The sequence below is a fragment of the Blautia stercoris genome (genome assembly GCF_054657695.1).
This window is the reverse complement of sequence record NZ_BAAHYF010000001.1, coordinates 857,553-876,489: the sequence shown is the minus strand read 5'-3', so window position 1 is coordinate 876,489 and position 18,937 is coordinate 857,553. Positions and strand designations below refer to the sequence as shown.

At 38.6% G+C, this 18,937-nt stretch carries 12 protein-coding genes and 1 other RNA gene; 12 read left to right on the top strand and 1 reads right to left on the bottom strand.

Annotated features, from left to right (window positions below; translation table 11 throughout):
* The first annotated feature begins 46 nt into the window (after nucleotides 1-46).
* From ACYQ2D_RS04245 to ACYQ2D_RS04195, 11 genes are all read left to right on the top strand, one after another.
* Nucleotides 47-727, top strand: a complete 681-nt coding sequence (locus tag ACYQ2D_RS04245) for a TasA family protein (protein ID WP_022304403.1) — start codon at nucleotides 47-49, stop codon at nucleotides 725-727.
* A gap of 323 nt (nucleotides 728-1,050) precedes the next feature.
* The gene (gene eno / locus ACYQ2D_RS04240; protein WP_022304402.1) at nucleotides 1,051-2,388 is read left to right on the top strand and encodes a phosphopyruvate hydratase; all 1,338 of its coding nucleotides are present in this window, start codon (nucleotides 1,051-1,053) and stop codon (nucleotides 2,386-2,388) included.
* Between the two features lie 55 nt (nucleotides 2,389-2,443).
* Entirely contained in the window at nucleotides 2,444-2,680 is a 237-nt protein-coding gene (gene secG / locus ACYQ2D_RS04235) for a preprotein translocase subunit SecG (RefSeq protein ID WP_022304401.1), read from the top strand.
* A 197-nt stretch (nucleotides 2,681-2,877) separates the two neighbouring features.
* The gene (gene rnr / locus ACYQ2D_RS04230; protein WP_459785305.1) at nucleotides 2,878-5,103 is read left to right on the top strand and encodes a ribonuclease R; all 2,226 of its coding nucleotides are present in this window, start codon (nucleotides 2,878-2,880) and stop codon (nucleotides 5,101-5,103) included.
* Between the two features lie 25 nt (nucleotides 5,104-5,128).
* Nucleotides 5,129-5,599, top strand: coding sequence for an SsrA-binding protein SmpB (smpB, locus tag ACYQ2D_RS04225; protein WP_117456663.1), 471 nt, complete (start codon nucleotides 5,129-5,131; stop codon nucleotides 5,597-5,599).
* A gap of 47 nt (nucleotides 5,600-5,646) precedes the next feature.
* On the top strand, nucleotides 5,647-7,323 hold the full coding sequence (locus ACYQ2D_RS04220) for a M3 family oligoendopeptidase (RefSeq protein WP_444147376.1): 1,677 nt from the start codon (nucleotides 5,647-5,649) through the stop codon (nucleotides 7,321-7,323).
* A gap of 337 nt (nucleotides 7,324-7,660) precedes the next feature.
* Nucleotides 7,661-8,010, top strand: a transfer-messenger RNA (tmRNA) gene (gene ssrA, locus ACYQ2D_RS04215).
* A gap of 220 nt (nucleotides 8,011-8,230) precedes the next feature.
* A complete protein-coding gene (locus ACYQ2D_RS04210) occupies nucleotides 8,231-8,902 on the top strand; it encodes a response regulator transcription factor (protein WP_022304397.1) in 672 nt (223 codons plus the stop codon).
* Nucleotides 8,872-10,356: a sensor histidine kinase gene (locus ACYQ2D_RS04205; protein WP_022304396.1), complete on the top strand. Its 1,485-nt coding sequence runs from the start codon at nucleotides 8,872-8,874 to the stop codon at nucleotides 10,354-10,356. Before ACYQ2D_RS04210 ends, ACYQ2D_RS04205 begins: the two co-directional genes overlap by 31 nt.
* 443 nt (nucleotides 10,357-10,799) lie before the next feature.
* On the top strand, nucleotides 10,800-11,474 hold the full coding sequence (locus ACYQ2D_RS04200) for a uracil-DNA glycosylase (protein ID WP_022303609.1): 675 nt from the start codon (nucleotides 10,800-10,802) through the stop codon (nucleotides 11,472-11,474).
* A gap of 36 nt (nucleotides 11,475-11,510) precedes the next feature.
* Complete coding sequence (locus tag ACYQ2D_RS04195) at nucleotides 11,511-13,139, top strand: putative polysaccharide biosynthesis protein (RefSeq protein ID WP_459784735.1); 1,629 nt, start codon at nucleotides 11,511-11,513, stop codon at nucleotides 13,137-13,139.
* Between the two features lie 64 nt (nucleotides 13,140-13,203).
* Here ACYQ2D_RS04195 and ACYQ2D_RS04190 read toward each other — a convergent pair whose 3' ends face one another.
* On the bottom strand, nucleotides 13,204-17,463 hold the full coding sequence (locus tag ACYQ2D_RS04190) for a 2-hydroxyacyl-CoA dehydratase (RefSeq protein ID WP_187558117.1): 4,260 nt from the start codon (nucleotides 17,461-17,463) through the stop codon (nucleotides 13,204-13,206).
* 313 nt (nucleotides 17,464-17,776) lie between these two features.
* Between ACYQ2D_RS04190 and tgt the strand changes: the two genes are divergently transcribed.
* The gene (gene tgt, locus ACYQ2D_RS04185; RefSeq protein WP_459784734.1) at nucleotides 17,777-18,913 is read left to right on the top strand and encodes a tRNA guanosine(34) transglycosylase Tgt; all 1,137 of its coding nucleotides are present in this window, start codon (nucleotides 17,777-17,779) and stop codon (nucleotides 18,911-18,913) included.
* Nucleotides 18,914-18,937: the final 24 nt, after the last annotated feature.

Sequence of the window (18,937 nt, the reverse complement as noted above, 5' to 3'; positions counted from 1 at the left end):
AATTACAAATTAAAAAATTTATAATATCTAAAAAGGAGAACAGATTATGAGAAAAAGTAAAAAAATGACAGCAGGAATTTTAGGTGCATTAACACTGGTTATGGTAACAGGAAGTGCAATGGCGTACTTTACAGACAGCGAGCAGGCAAAAAATCATATTACAATCGGTAAAGTAGACATTTCGCTGACAGAGCCAAACTGGGATAAAGTTCCAGATAAAGAGAAAGAAAATATTGTTCCGGGAAAAGAATTGGTAAAAGACCCAACCATTACAAATACTGGGATTAATGATGCGTTTGTATTTATGAAAGTGACTGTGCCGGCAGCGGAATTAGTTACTGCAAATGAAGATGGAACAAAAAATGAAAAAGCATTAAAGCAGTTATATTCCTGGGAGATTAACAAAGGATGGATTCAGTTAGGGGATGCAAAAGCAGTAACAGAAAATGGAAAGACAACTGCATTTGAATATATTTATGCTTATGGAAGTAATGCATCCTGTAGTGCACTTGCAAAGAACGCATCCACATCTGCTCTTTTTGATAAAATTACATTTTTAAATGTAATTGAGGGACAACAATTTGCAGATGGAACAGGATTGGAAGAATCGGAAACTGAAATCAATGTGCAGGCATATGCAATTCAGACAACTGACTTAACTTCAAATGATGTGACAACACCTTCCGCAGTATGGCAGGTACTGGCAAATCAGAATCAGCTGTCTTAATTCATACATGGAACGTAGATAAGCATTCCCTCGCTTCAAGCTTGCATATAAGAAAATTATTTAACCAAATCAAGGAAGTCCCCTGCTTCAATTGCAAAAAGCAATAAGCAGAGGTGGGGACTTGCTTGTATCAGGAGGGGCAAGCCTCTTCTGATAAGCTGCGTAGCAGCTATTTGGTTATGAGCAAGTAGCGAAAGCGGATTGCGAATATCCGCTTGACTTATACTGCACTGGAAATTTGACTTTGACTTAAATTAGCATAGTTTCAGGAAATCAAGAGAATACTAATTGTGAAGGAATGTAAAGACACAGGAGGTATTCAAATGAATCGATACTTGCCAATACGAAGAGTATATGCACGAGAAGTTTTGGACTCCAGAGGAAATCCGACCGTTGAGACGGAAATCACGGTGGGAGAAGGAATCATAGGAAGAGATGGTATCACAGGCAGAGCGATTGTTCCGTCCGGAGCATCGACGGGAAAATTTGAAGCGGTTGAACTGCGTGATAAAGAAAATCGTTATTGGGGTCTTGGGGTACAAAAAGCGGTTAATCATATCAATAGGGTGCTGGCAGAAGAAATCTTAGGGGAGAATGCATTGAATCAATGCAGAATCGATAGGATTCTAAAAGAAGCAGATGCAACAGAAAATAAATCCAATATGGGTGCAAATGCACTTTTAGGAATTTCCCTTGCTGTGGCGAAAGCAGCAGCAAAAGCAATGAAGCTGCCGCTTTATCAGTATCTTGGCGGAACTTATACGACACAGATGCCAGTACCGATGATGAATGTATTAAATGGAGGAAGACATGCGGATAATACGGTAGACTTTCAGGAATTTATGATTATGCCGACCGGAGCTGAAACTTTCAAAGAGGGACTTCGTATGTGTGCAGAAGTGTATCAGAAGTTAAAACAACAACTAAAAGTAAGAGGATTATCAACCGGAGTTGGAGATGAAGGAGGATTTGCACCGAATCTGGCGAATGCAAAGGATATCTTTTTGATTTTAAACGAGTCTGTTGAACAAAGTGGGTATCAGATTGGGAAAGACATCTGTTATGCAATGGATGCAGCAGCGAGTGAATTGTATGATTCGAAGCGAAAACAGTATTATTTTCCCGGAGAATCTAAGGCGATGCAAAAAGAAATCTATCGGACAACAGATGAGATGACCGCTTATTATAAAGAATTAACGAAAGAATTTCCAATTGTATCAATTGAAGATGCTTTGGATGAAGAGGACTGGCAGGGCTGGAAGATGTTAACGGATGAACTTGGAAAGAATATTCAGCTTGTCGGTGATGATTTATTTGTAACAAATTCGGAACGTTTAAAAAAGGGAATTGAATTAAATTCTGCAAATGCAATCTTGATTAAAGTAAATCAGATAGGAACGTTAACTGAAGCAATGGATGCAGTTCAGACTGCGCAAAAAGCTGGGTATCGTGCCGTGATTTCTCATCGTTCTGGTGAAAGTGAAGATACATTTATTGCAGATTTGGCAGTTGCCTGCAGTGCAGGACAGATTAAAGCCGGAGCACCCTGCAGAGCAGAACGAACAGCAAAATATAACCGATTACTGCAAATCGAAGATGAATTGAAACAAGAAGCCAGATACCGAAATCCATTTGCGGGGGAATCCCTAAAAAAGAGTTGAAATCTCCGAAATACTATGTTAAACTGAATATGTTTAGCGATTAGGAGGTGTACGCATGGAGATTTTGAGAATAGTTTTAACGGTTTTATTCGTTATTGATTGTATAGGATTGACTGTGATTATTCTGATGCAGGAAGGCAAATCTCAGGGCCTTGGAACAATTGCAGGCATGGCAGATACCTATTGGGGAAGAAATAAGGGACGTTCTATGGAAGGCGCTCTTGTAAAAGCAACCAAAATTATGGGAATTCTGTTTTTTGTATTAGCTTTAGTTTTGAATCTGAACTTTTAAAAATGACACTCTTGCAGTCATGCAGGGGTGTCATATTTTTATATTATAAGAAATTGTGTCCTATGAAATAAAAAAAGTTCTGCGGGGTTCGTACTGCGGTGAATGGGAAAAGTGTTGCTTAGTAAACCGATGCAGGCGGAGAAGCAAGAGAGGAGCGAATTTTGAAGAAAAATTATAATTTGAAGAAAAGAAAAAAAATGCTTTATGATGTAATGTGCTGTAAAGAATATACCCCGATGAGGGCAAAAGATATGGCAGTTTTACTTCAGATACCGGCAGGAAAGCGGGAAGAACTTCATAAAACGCTGGATGCTTTATTAGAAGAAGGAAAAATTACGGTTAATAAACGGGGGCGTTATGAAGCTGTAAGAGAAGAAAAGAGAAAAGATGCAAAGAAATCGGGTAAAAAAGAGCGAATAGGAGAAAAGAGAGAGAAAAAAGAAAAGCGGGGAAAAAATAAACGAGAAGAAGCGTATCTGACAGGAACATTTATCAGTAATCCCAAAGGGTTTGGTTTTGTTGAGATAGAAGATGAGGAAACGGATATCTATATTCCGGAAGAAAATACCTGTGGTGCATTTTATAAAGACCTCGTTCAGATACAGATTGTAAAAGAAGAACGGGAAGGTCACAGACGAGAGGGAAAAGTTGTAAAAATTCTGGAGCATACTGTGACAAGTGTAGTTGGAACAGTCGAAAAAAGTGACAGCTTTGGATTTTTAATTCCGGACAACCGTAAAATTACAAAAGATATTTTTATTCCGATTGAATGTATGAAAAATGCGGTAACTGGTGACAAAGCAATTGCGCAGATAAAAAAATATGGAAGCAGCAAACGAAATCCAGAGGGAAAAATCATCGAAATTTTGGGACATGAAGGTGAAAAAGGGGTAGATGTCCTATCTGTTGCAAAAAGTTATGAACTTCCGATGGAATTTCCGGAAAAAGTTATGAACCAGGCAGAAAAAATTAAAACGGAATTAAATGAAGGTGACTTTTTTGGAAGAATGGATTTACGTGACTGGACCATGGTGACAATCGACGGAGAAGATGCAAAGGATCTGGACGATGCGGTATCTTTGACAAAAGAAGGAGAATTCTATCGTCTTGGTGTTCATATTGCGGATGTCAGTAATTATGTGCAGTATAATAGCGCACTTGACCGTGAAGCTTTAAAAAGAGGAACGAGTGTGTATCTGGTAGACCGTGTAATTCCAATGCTTCCAAAGAAACTTTCCAATGGAATTTGTTCTTTAAATGCCGGTGAAGACAGACTGGCTTTAAGCTGTCTGATGGATATTGACAAAAAGGGAAATGTGGTAGGACATAAAATTGCAGAGACGGTCATTCATGTAACCGAGAGAATGACCTATACAAATGTCAATAAAATTCTGACGCATGCAGACGAAGCAGTAACAAAGAAGTATCAGGAATTAGTTCCAATGTTCTTTTTAATGAAAGAGTTATCCGAAATTGTTCGTAAAAACCGCAAAAAAAGAGGTGCAATTGATTTCGACTTTCCGGAAAGTAAAGTGATTTTGGATGAAAATGGAAAACCTGTCGATATTTATGAGTATGAACATAATTCAGCAACGGATTTGATTGAGGATTTTATGTTGCTTGCGAATGAAACAGTGGCAGAGGAATATTATTTTAATGAAATTCCGTTTGTTTATCGTACGCATGAAGAACCGGATTCAGAAAAAATTGAGAGTGTATTTTCCATGATTCGTGCCGGAAAAATTAAAGTAAAGAAGGCAAAAGAGAATGTAAGCCCAAAAGAAATTCAGCAGGTATTAAAAGAAATAGAAGGACTCGAATGTGAACCATTTTTTGCGAGATTGTTACTGCGTTCAATGAAACAGGCGAAATACACGACGGACTGTATTGGGCACTTTGGACTTGCAGCAAGATATTACTGCCACTTTACTTCTCCAATCCGAAGATATCCGGATTTACAGATTCATAGAATTATTAAAGAAAATTTAAGAAGCCGGATTACAAAGGAGAAAAAACAGCATTATAAGGAAATTCTTCCGGACGTGGCAAGTCGTTCCAGTATGCTTGAGAGAAGAGCAGAAGAAGTAGAACGTGAAACTGTCAAAATGAAGAAAGCGGAATATATGATGGCACATATTGGAGAAGAATTTGAAGGAATTATTTCCGGTGTGACAGAATGGGGCTTTTATGTGGAACTGTCAAATACGATAGAAGGACTGGTGCATGTCAATCTGCTTACGGATGATTATTATGAATATGACAGAGAACATTATACTTTGACAGGAGAGGATACAGGAAAGGTCTATAAAATGGGACAGAAAATCCGGGTTAAGGTGTTAAGAGCAGACCTTGCAACAAGAACGGTAGATTTTCTCCCTGCAAAAGAGAAAACAGCAGTTTTCTCTTATCTGGACGAAGAATAAAAAGAGTAGAAAGAAGGAAAGAAAAATGGCAAAAGAATCAGGGAGTCGTCTGATTGCAAATAATAAAAAGGCGTATCACGATTATTTTATTGAAGATACCTATGAAGCAGGAATTGAGCTTGCAGGAACAGAGGTAAAATCCATGCGTATGGGAAAATGCAGTATCAAAGAATCTTTTGTTCAGATTGAACATGGTGAAGTATTTGTATATGGGATGCATATCAGCCCTTATGAGAAGGGAAACATATTTAATAAAGACCCGCTTCGTACAAGAAAGCTTTTGCTTCATCAGTATGAAATAAGAAAAATTGCAGCAAAAATTGCAGAAAAAGGATTTACCTTAGTTCCATTAAAAGTTTATTTTAAAGGAAGTCTGGTAAAAGTAGAGATTGGAATTGCAAAAGGTAAAAAGTTATATGATAAACGTCAGACCATTGCAAAGAATGACCAGAGAAGAGAAGCGGAAAGAGAATTTAAAGTAAAGAATTTATACTAAAGAATTTATCTAAAAAGTTCTGAGAGTACATGAAATGGAGGACGAACATGAAGTTTTGTGACATGCCATATCAGAGAATTGATTTTGCTGAGGCAAAAAAAGAATTAAATGCTTTGATGGAAGAGTTTAAACAGGCAGAAGATGCAGAAGCACAGTTTGAAGTTCATAAAAAGTATTATAAACTAACCGATAAGGTATCAACGCAGATTACGCTGGCATCAATCCGTCATACCTTAGATACAACAGACGAATTTTATGAAAAAGAACAGGCATATTATGATGAAAAAGTTCCGGAGTACAGCAATCTTTTAATCGAATATCAAAAACAGCTGTATCATTCTCCTTATCGTAAGGAACTGGAAAAAAAGATTGGTCCGGTTGCATTTAAAAATATGGAACTGGCATTTGAATCGGTCAATGAAACAGTTATTCCCCTGATGCAGGAAGAAAACGCACTGACAACTGAATATGAGAAACTGCTTGCGAGTGCCAAAATTGAATGGAATGGAGAAATTTTAAATCTTTCTCTGCTGGGTCCGTACTTAAAAAGCAAAGACCCGAAAGTGCGAAGAGAGGCATGCGAAAAACAGAACGAGTTTTACTTAAGTATTGCAGATAAATTGGATGAAATCTATGATAAGCTGGTAAAAAATCGTACCGAGCAGGCAAAACTTCTTGGATTTGATACCTATACGGAGCTGGCTTATCGACGGATGCAAAGAAACAGTTATGGACAGGAGCAGGTAGAAGCTCTGCGCAGACAGGTGAAAGAATACTGGGTTCCATTTTCAGAAAGCCTGTATGAAAAAAGAAAAAGACGTCTGAATTTGGAGCACTTGTATTTTTCAGATGAACAGGTTTATGGACCGGAAGGAAATCCACAGCCGTCAGGCAGTCCGGAGGAGATACTGGCACAGGGACAAAAAATGTATTGTGAACTTTCAGAGGAAACAAAAGAATTTTTTGATTTTATGATGGAAAATCAGCTGTTGGATGTTTTTGGAAGAAAATCGAAGGCAGTTGGTGGCTATATGACTTATCTGCCAGATTATCATGCCCCGTTTGTGTTTGCAAACTTTAACGGAACAAGTGGAGATGTGGATGTTATCACACATGAATGTGGACATGCCTTTCAGGGATATCTTTCTGCAAAAGACCCAATTCGGGAGCATGCAGATATCGGAATGGAAACCGCAGAGATCCATTCGATGTCGATGGAATTTTTTACTGAGCCTTGGTATGGGCTGTTTTTTGAAGGGAAAACTGCGGATGACTACAAAGAAATGCACTTAGAAGATGCAGCATTATTTATCCCTTATGGCTGTATGGTAGATGAATTTCAGCATCGTATTTATGACAATCCGGAATTAACTCCAGATGAACGAAAAGCAGTGTGGAAAGAATTAGAACAGATTTATAAGCCACATCAGGATTATGGAGCGCTTGCATTTTATGCAAAAGGATGCTATTGGCAGAGACAGCATCATATTTACAGTTATCCATTTTACTACATCGATTATGTGATTGCACAGCTTTGCGCATTTGAATATAAAAATAAAATGGATGAAGATTATAAAGAAGCATGGCAGAGCTATTTAAAATTATGTCGTCTGTCTGCATCTGATTATTTTGAAAATCTGTTAAAAGCAGCAGGAATCCGCTCTCCGTTTGAAGAGGGGTGCATGAAGGAGATTGTAGATAAACTCAAAAAGAAAATTAATTAGAAAAAAGACAAAATAAAGAATAAAAAAGAATCTCGTTTGAGGGATTCTTCGATAAATTCAGAAAGGAGGGCAGGGTGAGCTGTTTCGGTTCACCCTGCGTTTATGAAAAAAACTAAAAAAGTTAATAGTAACAGTCGTTGTTAAGGTGGTTTTGTTTTTCTTTGTTGATTCTAATATAAACCAAAGATGTGAAGAAACTGTGGTTAAAATTTGAAAAAACTGTAAATAATCTAAAAAATTAAAATAAAAATAGAAAATGAAAAAAAACTTGACAAAGGCTGTAAAAACAGGTATTGTATACTTTGTATCAATACTTTCGGATAGAAAGACCAGTAACGGGCTTGTACTGGTTTCGACGGGGGTTTTGAAGTTGAGGAAGCCATCCGCAGACTCCGGGACTGCGTACCAACCTGGAAACTAAATATAAACGCAGATAATAATTTAGCGTTAGCTGCCTAAGTGCAGCTTGTCAGCCTTAAGTCACCTGCTGCTTAAGAATCTGGCATCGAACTTGCAGGGCACTTTGCTTTCAAAGCTTTGAGAAAGTAGAAGAATTTATGAAGCTACTAAATGCAGCAGCCTGTTGCTCGGCGGTTGCAGGAGGGAATGTCAAAAGAACAACTGTGATGGGAGATGCCGCAAGGGATAGACTTTCGGACGCGGGTTCGATTCCCGCCAGGTCCATCTGACTAGAAGAAGTCGAATTTAAAAAGGAATGAAGAAGTGTCAAAGATGCTTTTTCATTCCTTTTTTGTTTCTCAGTCTATAGAACAAAATGGTTCCTAAGTTTTTAAATAAGAAAGAAAAAATTCACAAAAATATCATAGATAGCTGTTATAATGAAGTAAGTGTTAAAAGTATAATTGCGTTTGTGCTTGCACAAAAACGGCAGGAAAGAGGAGTAATTATGGATAAAGGCAAAATTTTAGTAGTAGATGATGAAAGCAGAATGAGAAAGCTGGTTCGTGACTTTTTGGTAAAACAGAATTTTGAAGTATTAGAGGCTGGAGATGGAGAGGAAGCCCTGGATATTTTTTATAAAACAAAAGATATTTCTTTATTGATATTAGATGTGATGATGCCAAAGCTGGATGGATGGGGGGTCTGCAGAGAGATTCGTAAAGAATCCAAAGTTCCGATTATCATGTTGACTGCAAGAGGGGATGAAAGGGATGAACTGCTTGGATTTGAGCTTGGAGTAGACGAATACATTTCAAAACCGTTTAGCCCGAAGATTCTGGTAGCACGTGTGGAGGCAATTTTAAGAAGAACCAATGTCGGAGCGACCGATGTATTGGAAGCAGGTGGAATTGAAGTCAATAAATCGGCTCATATTGCGACGATTGATGGAAAACCAATGGAATTGAGTTATAAAGAGTTTGAACTTTTGACTTATTTTTTGGAAAATCAGGGAATTGCACTTTCCAGAGAAAAAATTTTAAATTCGGTATGGAATTATGATTATTTTGGAGATGCAAGAACCATCGATACGCATGTAAAAAAACTGCGTAGTAAAATGGGAGAGAAAGGAGAGTATATTAAAACAATATGGGGAATGGGATACAAGTTCGAGGTTTAGGAATTAAAAAATCAATTAAAGCCCGTCTGATTGTTACATTTGTAGGGATTGTTGTAATTGCATTTGTGCTGATAGCTCTCTCAAACAGCTTTCTTTTAGAACGGTATTATGTAGCAAAAAAGACGGATGCCATTCAGGATGTCTATGAAAAGTTGAATCAATATGACAGTCTGACCAGTGATAAAGTGCAGAGCTTAAAAAGTATCTGCATTGAAAAAAATATCTCATGGGTTATCTTAGATACGAATCATTCGGAAATTCTGGATTACGACAGCAGAAATGCAAACCGTTTATATGCGAGTTTATTTGGATACATTACGGGAGTTGCACCTGCAAAAAGTTCGACTTTAGAAGAAACAGATAATTACACGCTGGAAGTGAATCGTGACATGGATATGGATTATCTTGATATGTGGGGAATGCTTGACAATAATAATGTGTTCTTGATTCGCCTGCCGATGGCAGGAATTAGTGACAGTATCCAGATTTCCAATATGTTTTATCTTTATACAGGTATGATTGTTGTGGCAATTAGTATTCTTGCTATCTGGTTTTTAAGCCAACGTCTGACAAAACCGCTTGAAGAGCTGACAGATATTTCCATTCGGATGAGTAATCTTGATTTCAATGCAAAATATGAAAGTGGTGGAGAAGACGAAATCGGTGTTTTGGGACAGAATTTTAATAAAATGTCAAAAGAACTGGAACAGACGATTTCAGAACTGAAAACTGCAAATAATGAACTGCAAAAAGACATTGAAAAAAAAGAGCGGATTGATGATATGAGAAAAGAATTTCTTTCAAATGTATCGCATGAGTTAAAGACGCCGATTGCTTTAATTCAGGGATATGCAGAAGGCTTAAAAGAATGTATCAATGATGAAGCAGAAAGCAGGGATTTTTATTGTGAAGTCATTATTGATGAAGCTGCAAAAATGAACAATATGGTAAAGAAACTTCTTACTTTAAATCAATTAGAGTTTGGAAACGACCAGATTTCAATGGAATGTTTTGATTTGACCGAATTGGTACGTGGTGTGGTAAATTCCGCACAGCTTCTTGCAGACCAGAAAGATGCACAGATTTTGTTTGTTCAGGATACTTCGGTTTATGTATGGGGAGATGAATTTAAAATCGAAGAAGTTGTGACAAATTATGTCTCCAATGCAATTAATCATATCGATGGAGAGCGGAAAATTGAGATTAAAATGCAAAGGAGAGAAGGACATATCCGACTGTCTGTATTTAATACCGGAAAACCAATTCCGGAGGAAGACATTGATAAAATCTGGATTAAGTTCTATAAAGTTGATAAGGCGAGAACAAGAGAATATGGTGGCAGTGGAATTGGCTTATCTATTGTAAAAGCAATTATGGAAAGTATGAACCAGAAATTTGGTGTGAAAAATTATGAAAATGGGGTAGAATTCTGGTTTGAACTTGAATGCAGATAAGCATTCCCCCGCTTCAAGTGCGCGGGGCACTAAGCGGCGGGTGAGGGGGGATGCTTCTGTCAGTGAGAGTTGAAAGCTCCCACTGACAGATCGCGAAGCGACTGCGTTCATGAGCAAGTAGCGAAGCGGATTGCGAATGTCCGCTTTACTGCAGATAAGCATTCATCCGCTTTAAGTGCGCAAATGTCTGCTTTACTTGCAGTCACAGAATAGAGAAAATTAAAAAAGGAAATCAGACAATGTAAAAGTGTGGTTGGATGAGAATTAAGAATCGGGCAGAACAACAATCTGTCCGCTTCTTGCTTTTTAATACTGATTCTGCTAAACTGAATGATGCCAGAATAAAAAGAGCAAACGCTATTTGTACTTCAATATATTTTAGATACAATAAGATGTTTGGCTTTGGTAATAAATATAAGAAAATATGCAAAGGAGGAATGACTATGCCGCCATTACAGGGGCAGTGGTATGAGGCTTTAAAGCCGGAATTTGGAAAAGAATACTATCGAAAGTTATTTACAACAATAGGACAGGAATATAAAACATATAAGGTTTTTCCCGCACCGGATGATATTTTTAATGCATTTCATTTTACTCCGCTTGATAGAGTAAAAGTTGTTATTTTAGGGCAGGATCCATATCATAATGACGGACAGGCACATGGATTATGTTTTTCCGTAAAACCGGAGGTAGAAGTTCCACCATCATTGGTAAATATCTATCAGGAGCTGCATGATGATTGTGGATGTTATATTCCGAATAATGGATATCTGGAGAAATGGGCGAAGCAGGGAGTGTTAATGCTCAATACCGTGCTTACGGTTCGTGCGCATCAGGCAAATTCTCATAAGGGAATCGGCTGGGAAGAATTTACGGATGCAGCAATTCGTATTTTAAATAAGATAGACCGCCCGATGGTGTTTTTACTTTGGGGACGTCCGGCGCAGATGAAAAAAAGTATGTTGAATAATCCAAAACACTTGATTTTAGAAGCTCCTCATCCAAGTCCATTATCTGCATACAGAGGATTTTTTGGATGTCATCATTTCAGTCAGACAAATGAATTTTTAATTCAGCATGGAATTGAACCGATTGACTGGCAGATAGAAAATAGATAGAAAACAGATAGAAAACAGATAGAGGACACAAGAAAGATGAGTAAAAAAGAAAATAATAATACCCTGGTAAAAAATGCAACGTTTCTGATGGTTGCTGCTTTGATTTCCAAAATTATAGGTATGCTTTATAAGAGTCCGCTGACTACGTTAATTGGACGAGAAAGTTTTGCCTGTTTTCAGTTTGCACAGAATGCGTATTTTATTTTGTTGATGATTGCTTCCTTTAGTATTCCGCAGGCAGTATCAAAAATCATGTCAGAGAGAATTGCATTTAAACGTTACAGGGATGCTCAGAGAGTTTTTAAAGGAGCACTCTTATATGCTGTAATAGCAGGTGGAATTGCAGCACTTGTTTGTATTTTCGGTGCGTCTATTTTAGTACCGGATAATATGGCAAATGCGAGACTGGCGCTTCAGATGTTAGCACCAACGATTTTTGTATCTGGTATCTTAGGTGTGTTTCGTGGATATTTCCAGGCATATCGAAATATGCTTCCAACTTCGATTTCACAGATTTTAGAGCAGATTGCAGTGGCGACAGTAGCTCTTTTAGCTTCTGGATTTATGGTGCGCCACTTTGCTAATGCAGGAGAAGATACTCTGCAAAGATGGAGTGCAGCAGGTGCTACAATGGGAACAGGAGCCGGCGTCTGCACCGCCTTTTTATTTATGCTTTTTGTCTATAGAGTGAATCATAAGATGATTGCAAAGAAAATAAAAAATGACAGAGTATCGGTAAATGAAAGCTATCGCTCCATTATGAAAATAATTTTGCTGATTGCAGCTCCGATTATCTTAAGCGCATTTATTTATAACGTAAACGGTTATATTAATGGAGTGATGTATACTTCGATTCTTGGCTGGAAAGGTGTTCCAAACAGTCTGGTAAAACAGAATTATGCAGAGTATGGCTTCTTTATGACATTGATTAATATTCCGCTGACTCTTGCAAGTACCGCACCGACTTCCATGATGCCTGAAGTATCTGCACAGTATGCGATTGGTGATTTAGAAGAAACAAAAAGAAAGATTGACCAGGCAACATGGATTGCGATGCTGATTTCGATTCCGGCGTCTGTGGGACTTGCCGTGCTTGCACAGCCGGTTACACGCCTGATTTTCCCATCCACAGAGGGAGTTGCAGGACAGCTGATGGTGATTGGCGTTATTACGGTTATCTTAAACAGTACTTCAAATATTTCAAATGGTGTGCTTCAGGCAATCGGAAAAGCCAATATTCCTATGATTAATGCAGCAATTTCGCTGGGAGTCGATATTGTTTTCCTTGCTCTGGTGTTAGTATTTACCAATATGGGAATCTATGCAGTCGTACTTGCGATGGTGGTATATGCACTGGTTATGTGTGTCTTAAATGATCGTGCATTAAAGAAATACTTAGGATATAAAAATCCATGGAGATCTGCCTATTTTGTTCCAATCTTAGCATCGATTCCAATGGGAATCGTTGCAGTTGTTGTATATAAACTGGTGTACGTAGTGATTGGTTCGAATTTTATTTCCCTGATTCCATCGATTGCACTTGCAATGGTTGTTTATTTTGTGGGATATTTAGTGGTTGCAAAACCGAAAAAAGAAGATTTGGCAGCACTTCCGGGAGGAACAAGACTGGCACAGGTTGCACAGAAATTAAAGATTTTAAAATAAACCAAAAAGACCATTTCATCCATTCAATTTCGGATGAGACGGTCTTTTTTAGTTCAGCTAAGAATTAGCTATTTGTTTCATCAAGTCGTTTAAATGCAGTAGAAAGCATTAATTTAATTCGATTTAATTGGTTTACTTCACTTGCACCTGGATCATAGTCGATTGCCACGATGTTTGCCTTTGGATATTCTTTTCGGATGGCTTTAATAACACCTTTTCCTACGATATGGTTTGGCAGGCAGGCAAATGGCTGGATGCAGACAATGTTTGGAGCATCGGAGTGAATCAGCTCCATCATTTCTCCGGTTAAGAACCAGCCTTCACCGGTTTGATTTCCCATAGAAACAATTGGTGCAGCCATTTTTGCCAAATCTTCGATTTTGGCAGATGGTGTAAAGTGACGGCTCTTTTCAAATTCTTTATTGGCAGTACCTCGGATAAATTCAAGAGCTTTGATTCCAAGGTTTGCTGCATTTGCAGTGGATTTTTTAAATCCAAGTTTTTCTGCTTTAAAATTCTGGTTATAGAAGCAGTAGTTCATGAAGTCCAGTAAATCCGGACATACGGCCTCTGCACCTTCTTTTTCAAGCAGTTCTGCCAGATAGTTGTTTGCAGCCGGAAGGAATTTGACAAGGATTTCTCCGACGATGCCAACACGTGGTTTCTTTTCGTTTGTGATTGGCAGGGTGTCAAATTCTCGTATCATCTGGCGGCAGATACGGTTAAATTGTGCGAAACTTGCATGTTTTCCGGAAACAAATTCCATACAACGGCGTTCCCATTTGCGGTGCAGGGCATTTGCAGAACCCTTTACGGATTCATAAGGACGCATCCGGTAAAGACATTTCATGAGGACATCACCAAATACTGCACCGTAAGCGAGACGGGTTGCAAGTTTTGGTGTAATCTTAAATCCGGGATTGGCTTCGAGTCCGCTTAAGTTAATAGAGATAACCGGAATAAATCCTAAATCTGCTTTCTTTAAAGCACGGCGGATAAATCCAATATAGTTGGAAGCACGACATCCGCCACCGGTCTGTGACATGATAATTGCCACTTTATGTACATCATATTTTCCGGAAAGCAGAGCCTGCATAATCTGACCGACTACCATTAAGGATGGATAGCAGGCATCGTTATTTACATATTTTAAGCCAACATCAACCGCTTCTTTGTTATCATTTGGAAGTACCTCTAAATGATAGCCACAGGAGTTAAAAGCAGATTCCAGGATAGAAAAATGAATCGGTGACATCTGAGGACACAGAATCGTATAATCTTTTCTCATTTCCTGAGTAAACGGAACTTTCTTGATGGAGGATGGTACAATTTTGCGGGTAGCGTTTTGTTTTTCTTTAATGCGCAGGGCTGCGATTAAGGAACGAATACGGATTCTGGCAGCACCTAAGTTATTGACCTCATCAATTTTTAAGCAGGTATAAGTTTTTCCACTGTTTGAAAGAATTTCATTGACTTCATCGGTTGTAACTGCGTCGAGTCCACATCCAAAAGAGTTCAGCTGAATTAAATCCAGATTGTCTTTTTCTTTTACAAAGTTTGCAGCAGCATAAAGACGGGTGTGATACATCCACTGGTCATTGACACGAAGCGGACGTTCAATCGGTGCTAAATGAGAAATCGAATCTTCTGTCAAAACTGCAATTCCGTAAGTGTTAATCAAATCCGGAATACCATGATGGATTTCAGGGTCAATATGGTACGGACGTCCGGCGAGTACAATTCCACGACGACCGGTTTTTTCCAGATAATCTAAAGTTTCTTCCCCTTTTCTGCGGATGTCTTCCCGACAGTGTGCCATTTCAACCCATGCAAGGTGAGCTGCATTTTGCACTTCTGAAGCCGGAATATCCGAAAATTCTTCGATAAGGCGTTTCGTTACGGTTTCCTCGTTGGTTAGGGCAAGAAATGGATTATGAAAACGAATATTTGGATTGTCCAGTTCATCAATATTATTTTTAATATTTTCGGCGTAAGAAGTGACAATTGGACAGTTATAATGATTAATGGAATCTTCAAATTCCGTACGTTCATAAGGAACGCAAGGATAGAAGATGTAATTGACGTTTTGTTTAATCAGCCAGGAAACATGTCCATGTGCCAGCTTTGCAGGATAACATTCCGATTCACTTGGGATGGATTCAATTCCAAGCTCGTAAATCTTTCTGGTAGAGGTTGGAGAAAGGACAACCTGATACTTTAATTGTGTAAAGAAGGTATACCAGAATGGATAGTTTTCAAACATATTTAAAACACGAGGAATTCCGACTTTTCCTCTGACTGCCTTATCTTCGGTAAGCGGTTCATAAGAAAAGAGCTTTTTGTATTTGTATTCATAAAGATTTGGGATTCTTTCTTTATTTTTCTCTTTTCCAATCCCACGTTCACAACGGTTTCCTGAGATAAACTGACGACCTCCTGAGAATTTATTGATAGTCAGACGGCAGTTATTGGTACAGCCTTTACAGTTTGCCATTGTGGTTGTGTATTTTAATTCATTGATTTTATCAATGGATAACATGGTCGTTTCAGTACCGGCACTATAACGTTCTCTTGCAATCAAGGCAGCACCGAACGCTCCCATGATACCGGCAATGTCCGGACGGATGGCTTCACAGTTGGCAATTTTTTCAAAACTTCTAAGGACTGCGTCATTATAAAAAGTACCACCCTGTACGACGATGTGACGTCCAAGTTCAGAAGCATCGGAAACTTTGATTACTTTGTACAGGGCGTTTTTGATAACGGAATAGGCAAGACCGGCAGAGATATCGGAAACTTCTGCACCTTCTTTTTGAGCCTGTTTTACTTTTGAGTTCATAAATACGGTACATCTTGTACCGAGGTCAATCGGGTTTTTCGCAAATAATGCAGCTTTGGCGAAATCCTGTACACTGTAATTTAAGGAATTTGCAAAAGTTTCGATGAAAGAACCACAGCCGGAGGAGCAGGCTTCATTAAGCTGTACACTGTCAACGGTCTGATTCTTGATTTTGATACATTTCATATCCTGACCGCCGATGTCTAAGATACAGTCTACTTCCGGGTCAAAGAAGGCAGCTGCATAGTAATGAGAAACGGTTTCCACTTCACCTTCATCTAACATTAAGGCAGCTTTGATTAAAGCTTCACCATATCCGGTAGAACAGGAATAAGCAATTTTTGCACCCTGTGGCAGTTCTTTATAAATCTGCTGAATGGCGCGGATACTTGTAGCAAGCGGATTTCCGTTGTTATTGCTGTAAAAAGAGAACAGTAAAGAACCATCTTCACCGACAAGGGCTGCTTTGGTTGTAGTAGAACCGGCATCAATTCCAAGGAAACAGTTTCCTTTATAAGAGGCTAAGTCTCCTGTTTTTACGGTATACTGACTCTGACGCATGTTAAATGCATCATAGTCTTCTTTTGAAGCAAAAAGCGGTTCCATACGATTGACTTCAAATTCCATTTTAATGTTGGCAGAAAGACGGTCTCTCATCTCGGTAATAGAAACATCGGATGCATCTTCTTTGGCGTTTAAAGCAGAACCGATAGCGGCAAATAAGTGGGAATTTTCCGGAACAATGGTATGTTCTTCATCAAGTTTTAAGGTACGGATAAAGGCTTCTTTTAATTCAGAAAGAAAGTGAAGCGGACCTCCAAGGAAGGCAACATGTCCACGAATTGGTTTTCCACAGGCAAGACCACTGATGGTCTGATTGACAACTGCCTGAAAGATAGAAGCGGACAGGTCTTCTTTTGTGGCTCCTTCATTGATTAACGGCTGAATATCAGTCTTGGCAAATACACCGCAACGGGCTGCAATCGGATAAAGTGCTTTGTAATGTTTTGCATATTCATTTAAGCCAGGAGCATCCGTTTGAAGAAGAGATGCCATCTGGTCGATGAAAGAACCGGTACCACCGGCACAGATTCCGTTCATACGCTGTTCTACATTTCCGCCTTCAAAATAAATAATTTTTGCATCTTCCCCACCAAGTTCGATTGCAACGTCGGTAAGCGGAGCACGTTCCTGAAGAGAAGTAGAAACTGCGATAACTTCCTGTACAAATGGAACTTCTAAGTGATTGGCAAGGGTAAGTCCTCCGGAACCGGTAATAACCGGATGGACAGAAATTGCACCCAGTTTCTGATAGGCTTTATTTAAAAGAGAGGCCAGTGTATTTTGAATATCTGCAAAATGACGTTCATAATCAGAGAAGAGCAGTTCATTTTCCTGACCCAAAATGGCAATTTTTACAGTTGTAGAACCGATGTCGATTCCAAGTGGATAGACGAACGGTTTGGTATCTTGTAATGTTGGCATAAAGAAACCTCCTTAATTTGAGTAAATACCAATGTAAAAAAATGGGACGGCAAAAAGCCGCCGTTAATGAGTTATTTCCTATTTATTATAAAAAAAGAAAAAAAATATCGTAACAAATCCAAAAAAATTCAGACCGGTTACAAATCAAAGTACATTATACGACAAGATAGATAAAAAAACAATTGGAAATTTGTCTGACTTATGATAAAATATCTCCGTATCTATTGTTGTATTTAGAGACAGGTTTGAAGAAAATAATAGAGTACAAGACCAAAAATACAGGAAATTTTTCAATTAGAGAGAGGAAGTTTTTATGTATAAAATTTTAAAAAAAGATGGGATGGCAAAACGTGCTCACATGGAAACGGTGCATGGAAGCATTGAAACACCGGTGTTTATGAATGTAGGTACGGTAGCTGCAATTAAAGGTGCAGTTTCAACAACCGATTTGCATGAAATAAAAACACAGGTGGAGTTGTCGAATACGTATCATCTTCATGTCCGTCCGGGAGATCAGGTTATTAAAAAATTAGGCGGACTTCATAAGTTTATGAACTGGGATCGTCCGATTCTTACAGATTCAGGTGGATTTCAGGTGTTTTCGCTGGCAAAATTAAGAAAAATTAAAGAAGAAGGCGTTTATTTTAATTCTCATGTTGATGGAAGAAAAATCTTTATGGGACCGGAAGAGAGTATGCAGATTCAGTCGAATTTAGGCTCTACGATCGCAATGGCATTTGATGAATGTCCGTCAAGTGTGGCAGACAGAGAGTATGTTCAGAATTCCGTAGAACGTACAACAAGATGGCTTGCAAGATGTAAAGCTGAGATGAACCGCTTAAATTCTTTAGAAGATACGGTGAATCCGCATCAGTTGTTGTTTGGTATCAATCAGGGAGCAATCTATGATGATATCCGTATCGCACACGCAAAAGAAATTTCTAAAATGGATTTGGACGGTTATGCAGTTGGTGGTCTTGCGGTAGGAGAAAGCCATGAAGAGATGTACCGAATTTTAGACAGTGTAGTACCATATCTTCCGGAGAATAAACCAACTTATCTGATGGGAGTAGGAACCCCGGCAAATATTTTAGAGGCAGTTTCAAGAGGTGTGGATTTCTTTGACTGTGTTTATCCAAGCAGAAACGGACGACACGGACACGTGTATACCAACTTTGGAAAACTGAATTTATTCAATGCAAAATATGAACTGGACAGCCGTCCGATTGAAGAAGGATGCCAGTGTCCGGCCTGCAGAAGCTACAGCAGAGCCTATATCCGTCATCTTTTAAAAGCAAAAGAAATGCTTGGAATGAGACTTTGTGTGCTTCACAATCTGTACTTCTATAATACAATGATGGAAGAAATTCGCGGAGCAATCGAAGAAGGACGTTACGAAGAATATAAACAGGAAAAATTAGAGCGTATGGCAGCAGGACCAAAAGATTGATTTTTGGTAGAGAAGCTTGAAACC

Coding starts and splice junctions, on each gene's coding strand:
- ACYQ2D_RS04245 (WP_022304403.1), top strand. CDS start 47: ATGAGAAAAAGTAAAAAAATGACAGCAGGAATTTTAGGTGCATTAACA.
- eno (WP_022304402.1), top strand. CDS start 1,051: ATGAATCGATACTTGCCAATACGAAGAGTATATGCACGAGAAGTTTTG.
- secG (WP_022304401.1), top strand. CDS start 2,444: ATGGAGATTTTGAGAATAGTTTTAACGGTTTTATTCGTTATTGATTGT.
- rnr (WP_459785305.1), top strand. CDS start 2,878: ATGCTTTATGATGTAATGTGCTGTAAAGAATATACCCCGATGAGGGCA.
- smpB (WP_117456663.1), top strand. CDS start 5,129: ATGGCAAAAGAATCAGGGAGTCGTCTGATTGCAAATAATAAAAAGGCG.
- ACYQ2D_RS04220 (WP_444147376.1), top strand. CDS start 5,647: ATGAAGTTTTGTGACATGCCATATCAGAGAATTGATTTTGCTGAGGCA.
- ACYQ2D_RS04210 (WP_022304397.1), top strand. CDS start 8,231: ATGGATAAAGGCAAAATTTTAGTAGTAGATGATGAAAGCAGAATGAGA.
- ACYQ2D_RS04205 (WP_022304396.1), top strand. CDS start 8,872: ATGGGGAATGGGATACAAGTTCGAGGTTTAGGAATTAAAAAATCAATT.
- ACYQ2D_RS04200 (WP_022303609.1), top strand. CDS start 10,800: ATGCCGCCATTACAGGGGCAGTGGTATGAGGCTTTAAAGCCGGAATTT.
- ACYQ2D_RS04195 (WP_459784735.1), top strand. CDS start 11,511: ATGAGTAAAAAAGAAAATAATAATACCCTGGTAAAAAATGCAACGTTT.
- ACYQ2D_RS04190 (WP_187558117.1), bottom strand. CDS start 17,463: ATGCCAACATTACAAGATACCAAACCGTTCGTCTATCCACTTGGAATC.
- tgt (WP_459784734.1), top strand. CDS start 17,777: ATGTATAAAATTTTAAAAAAAGATGGGATGGCAAAACGTGCTCACATG.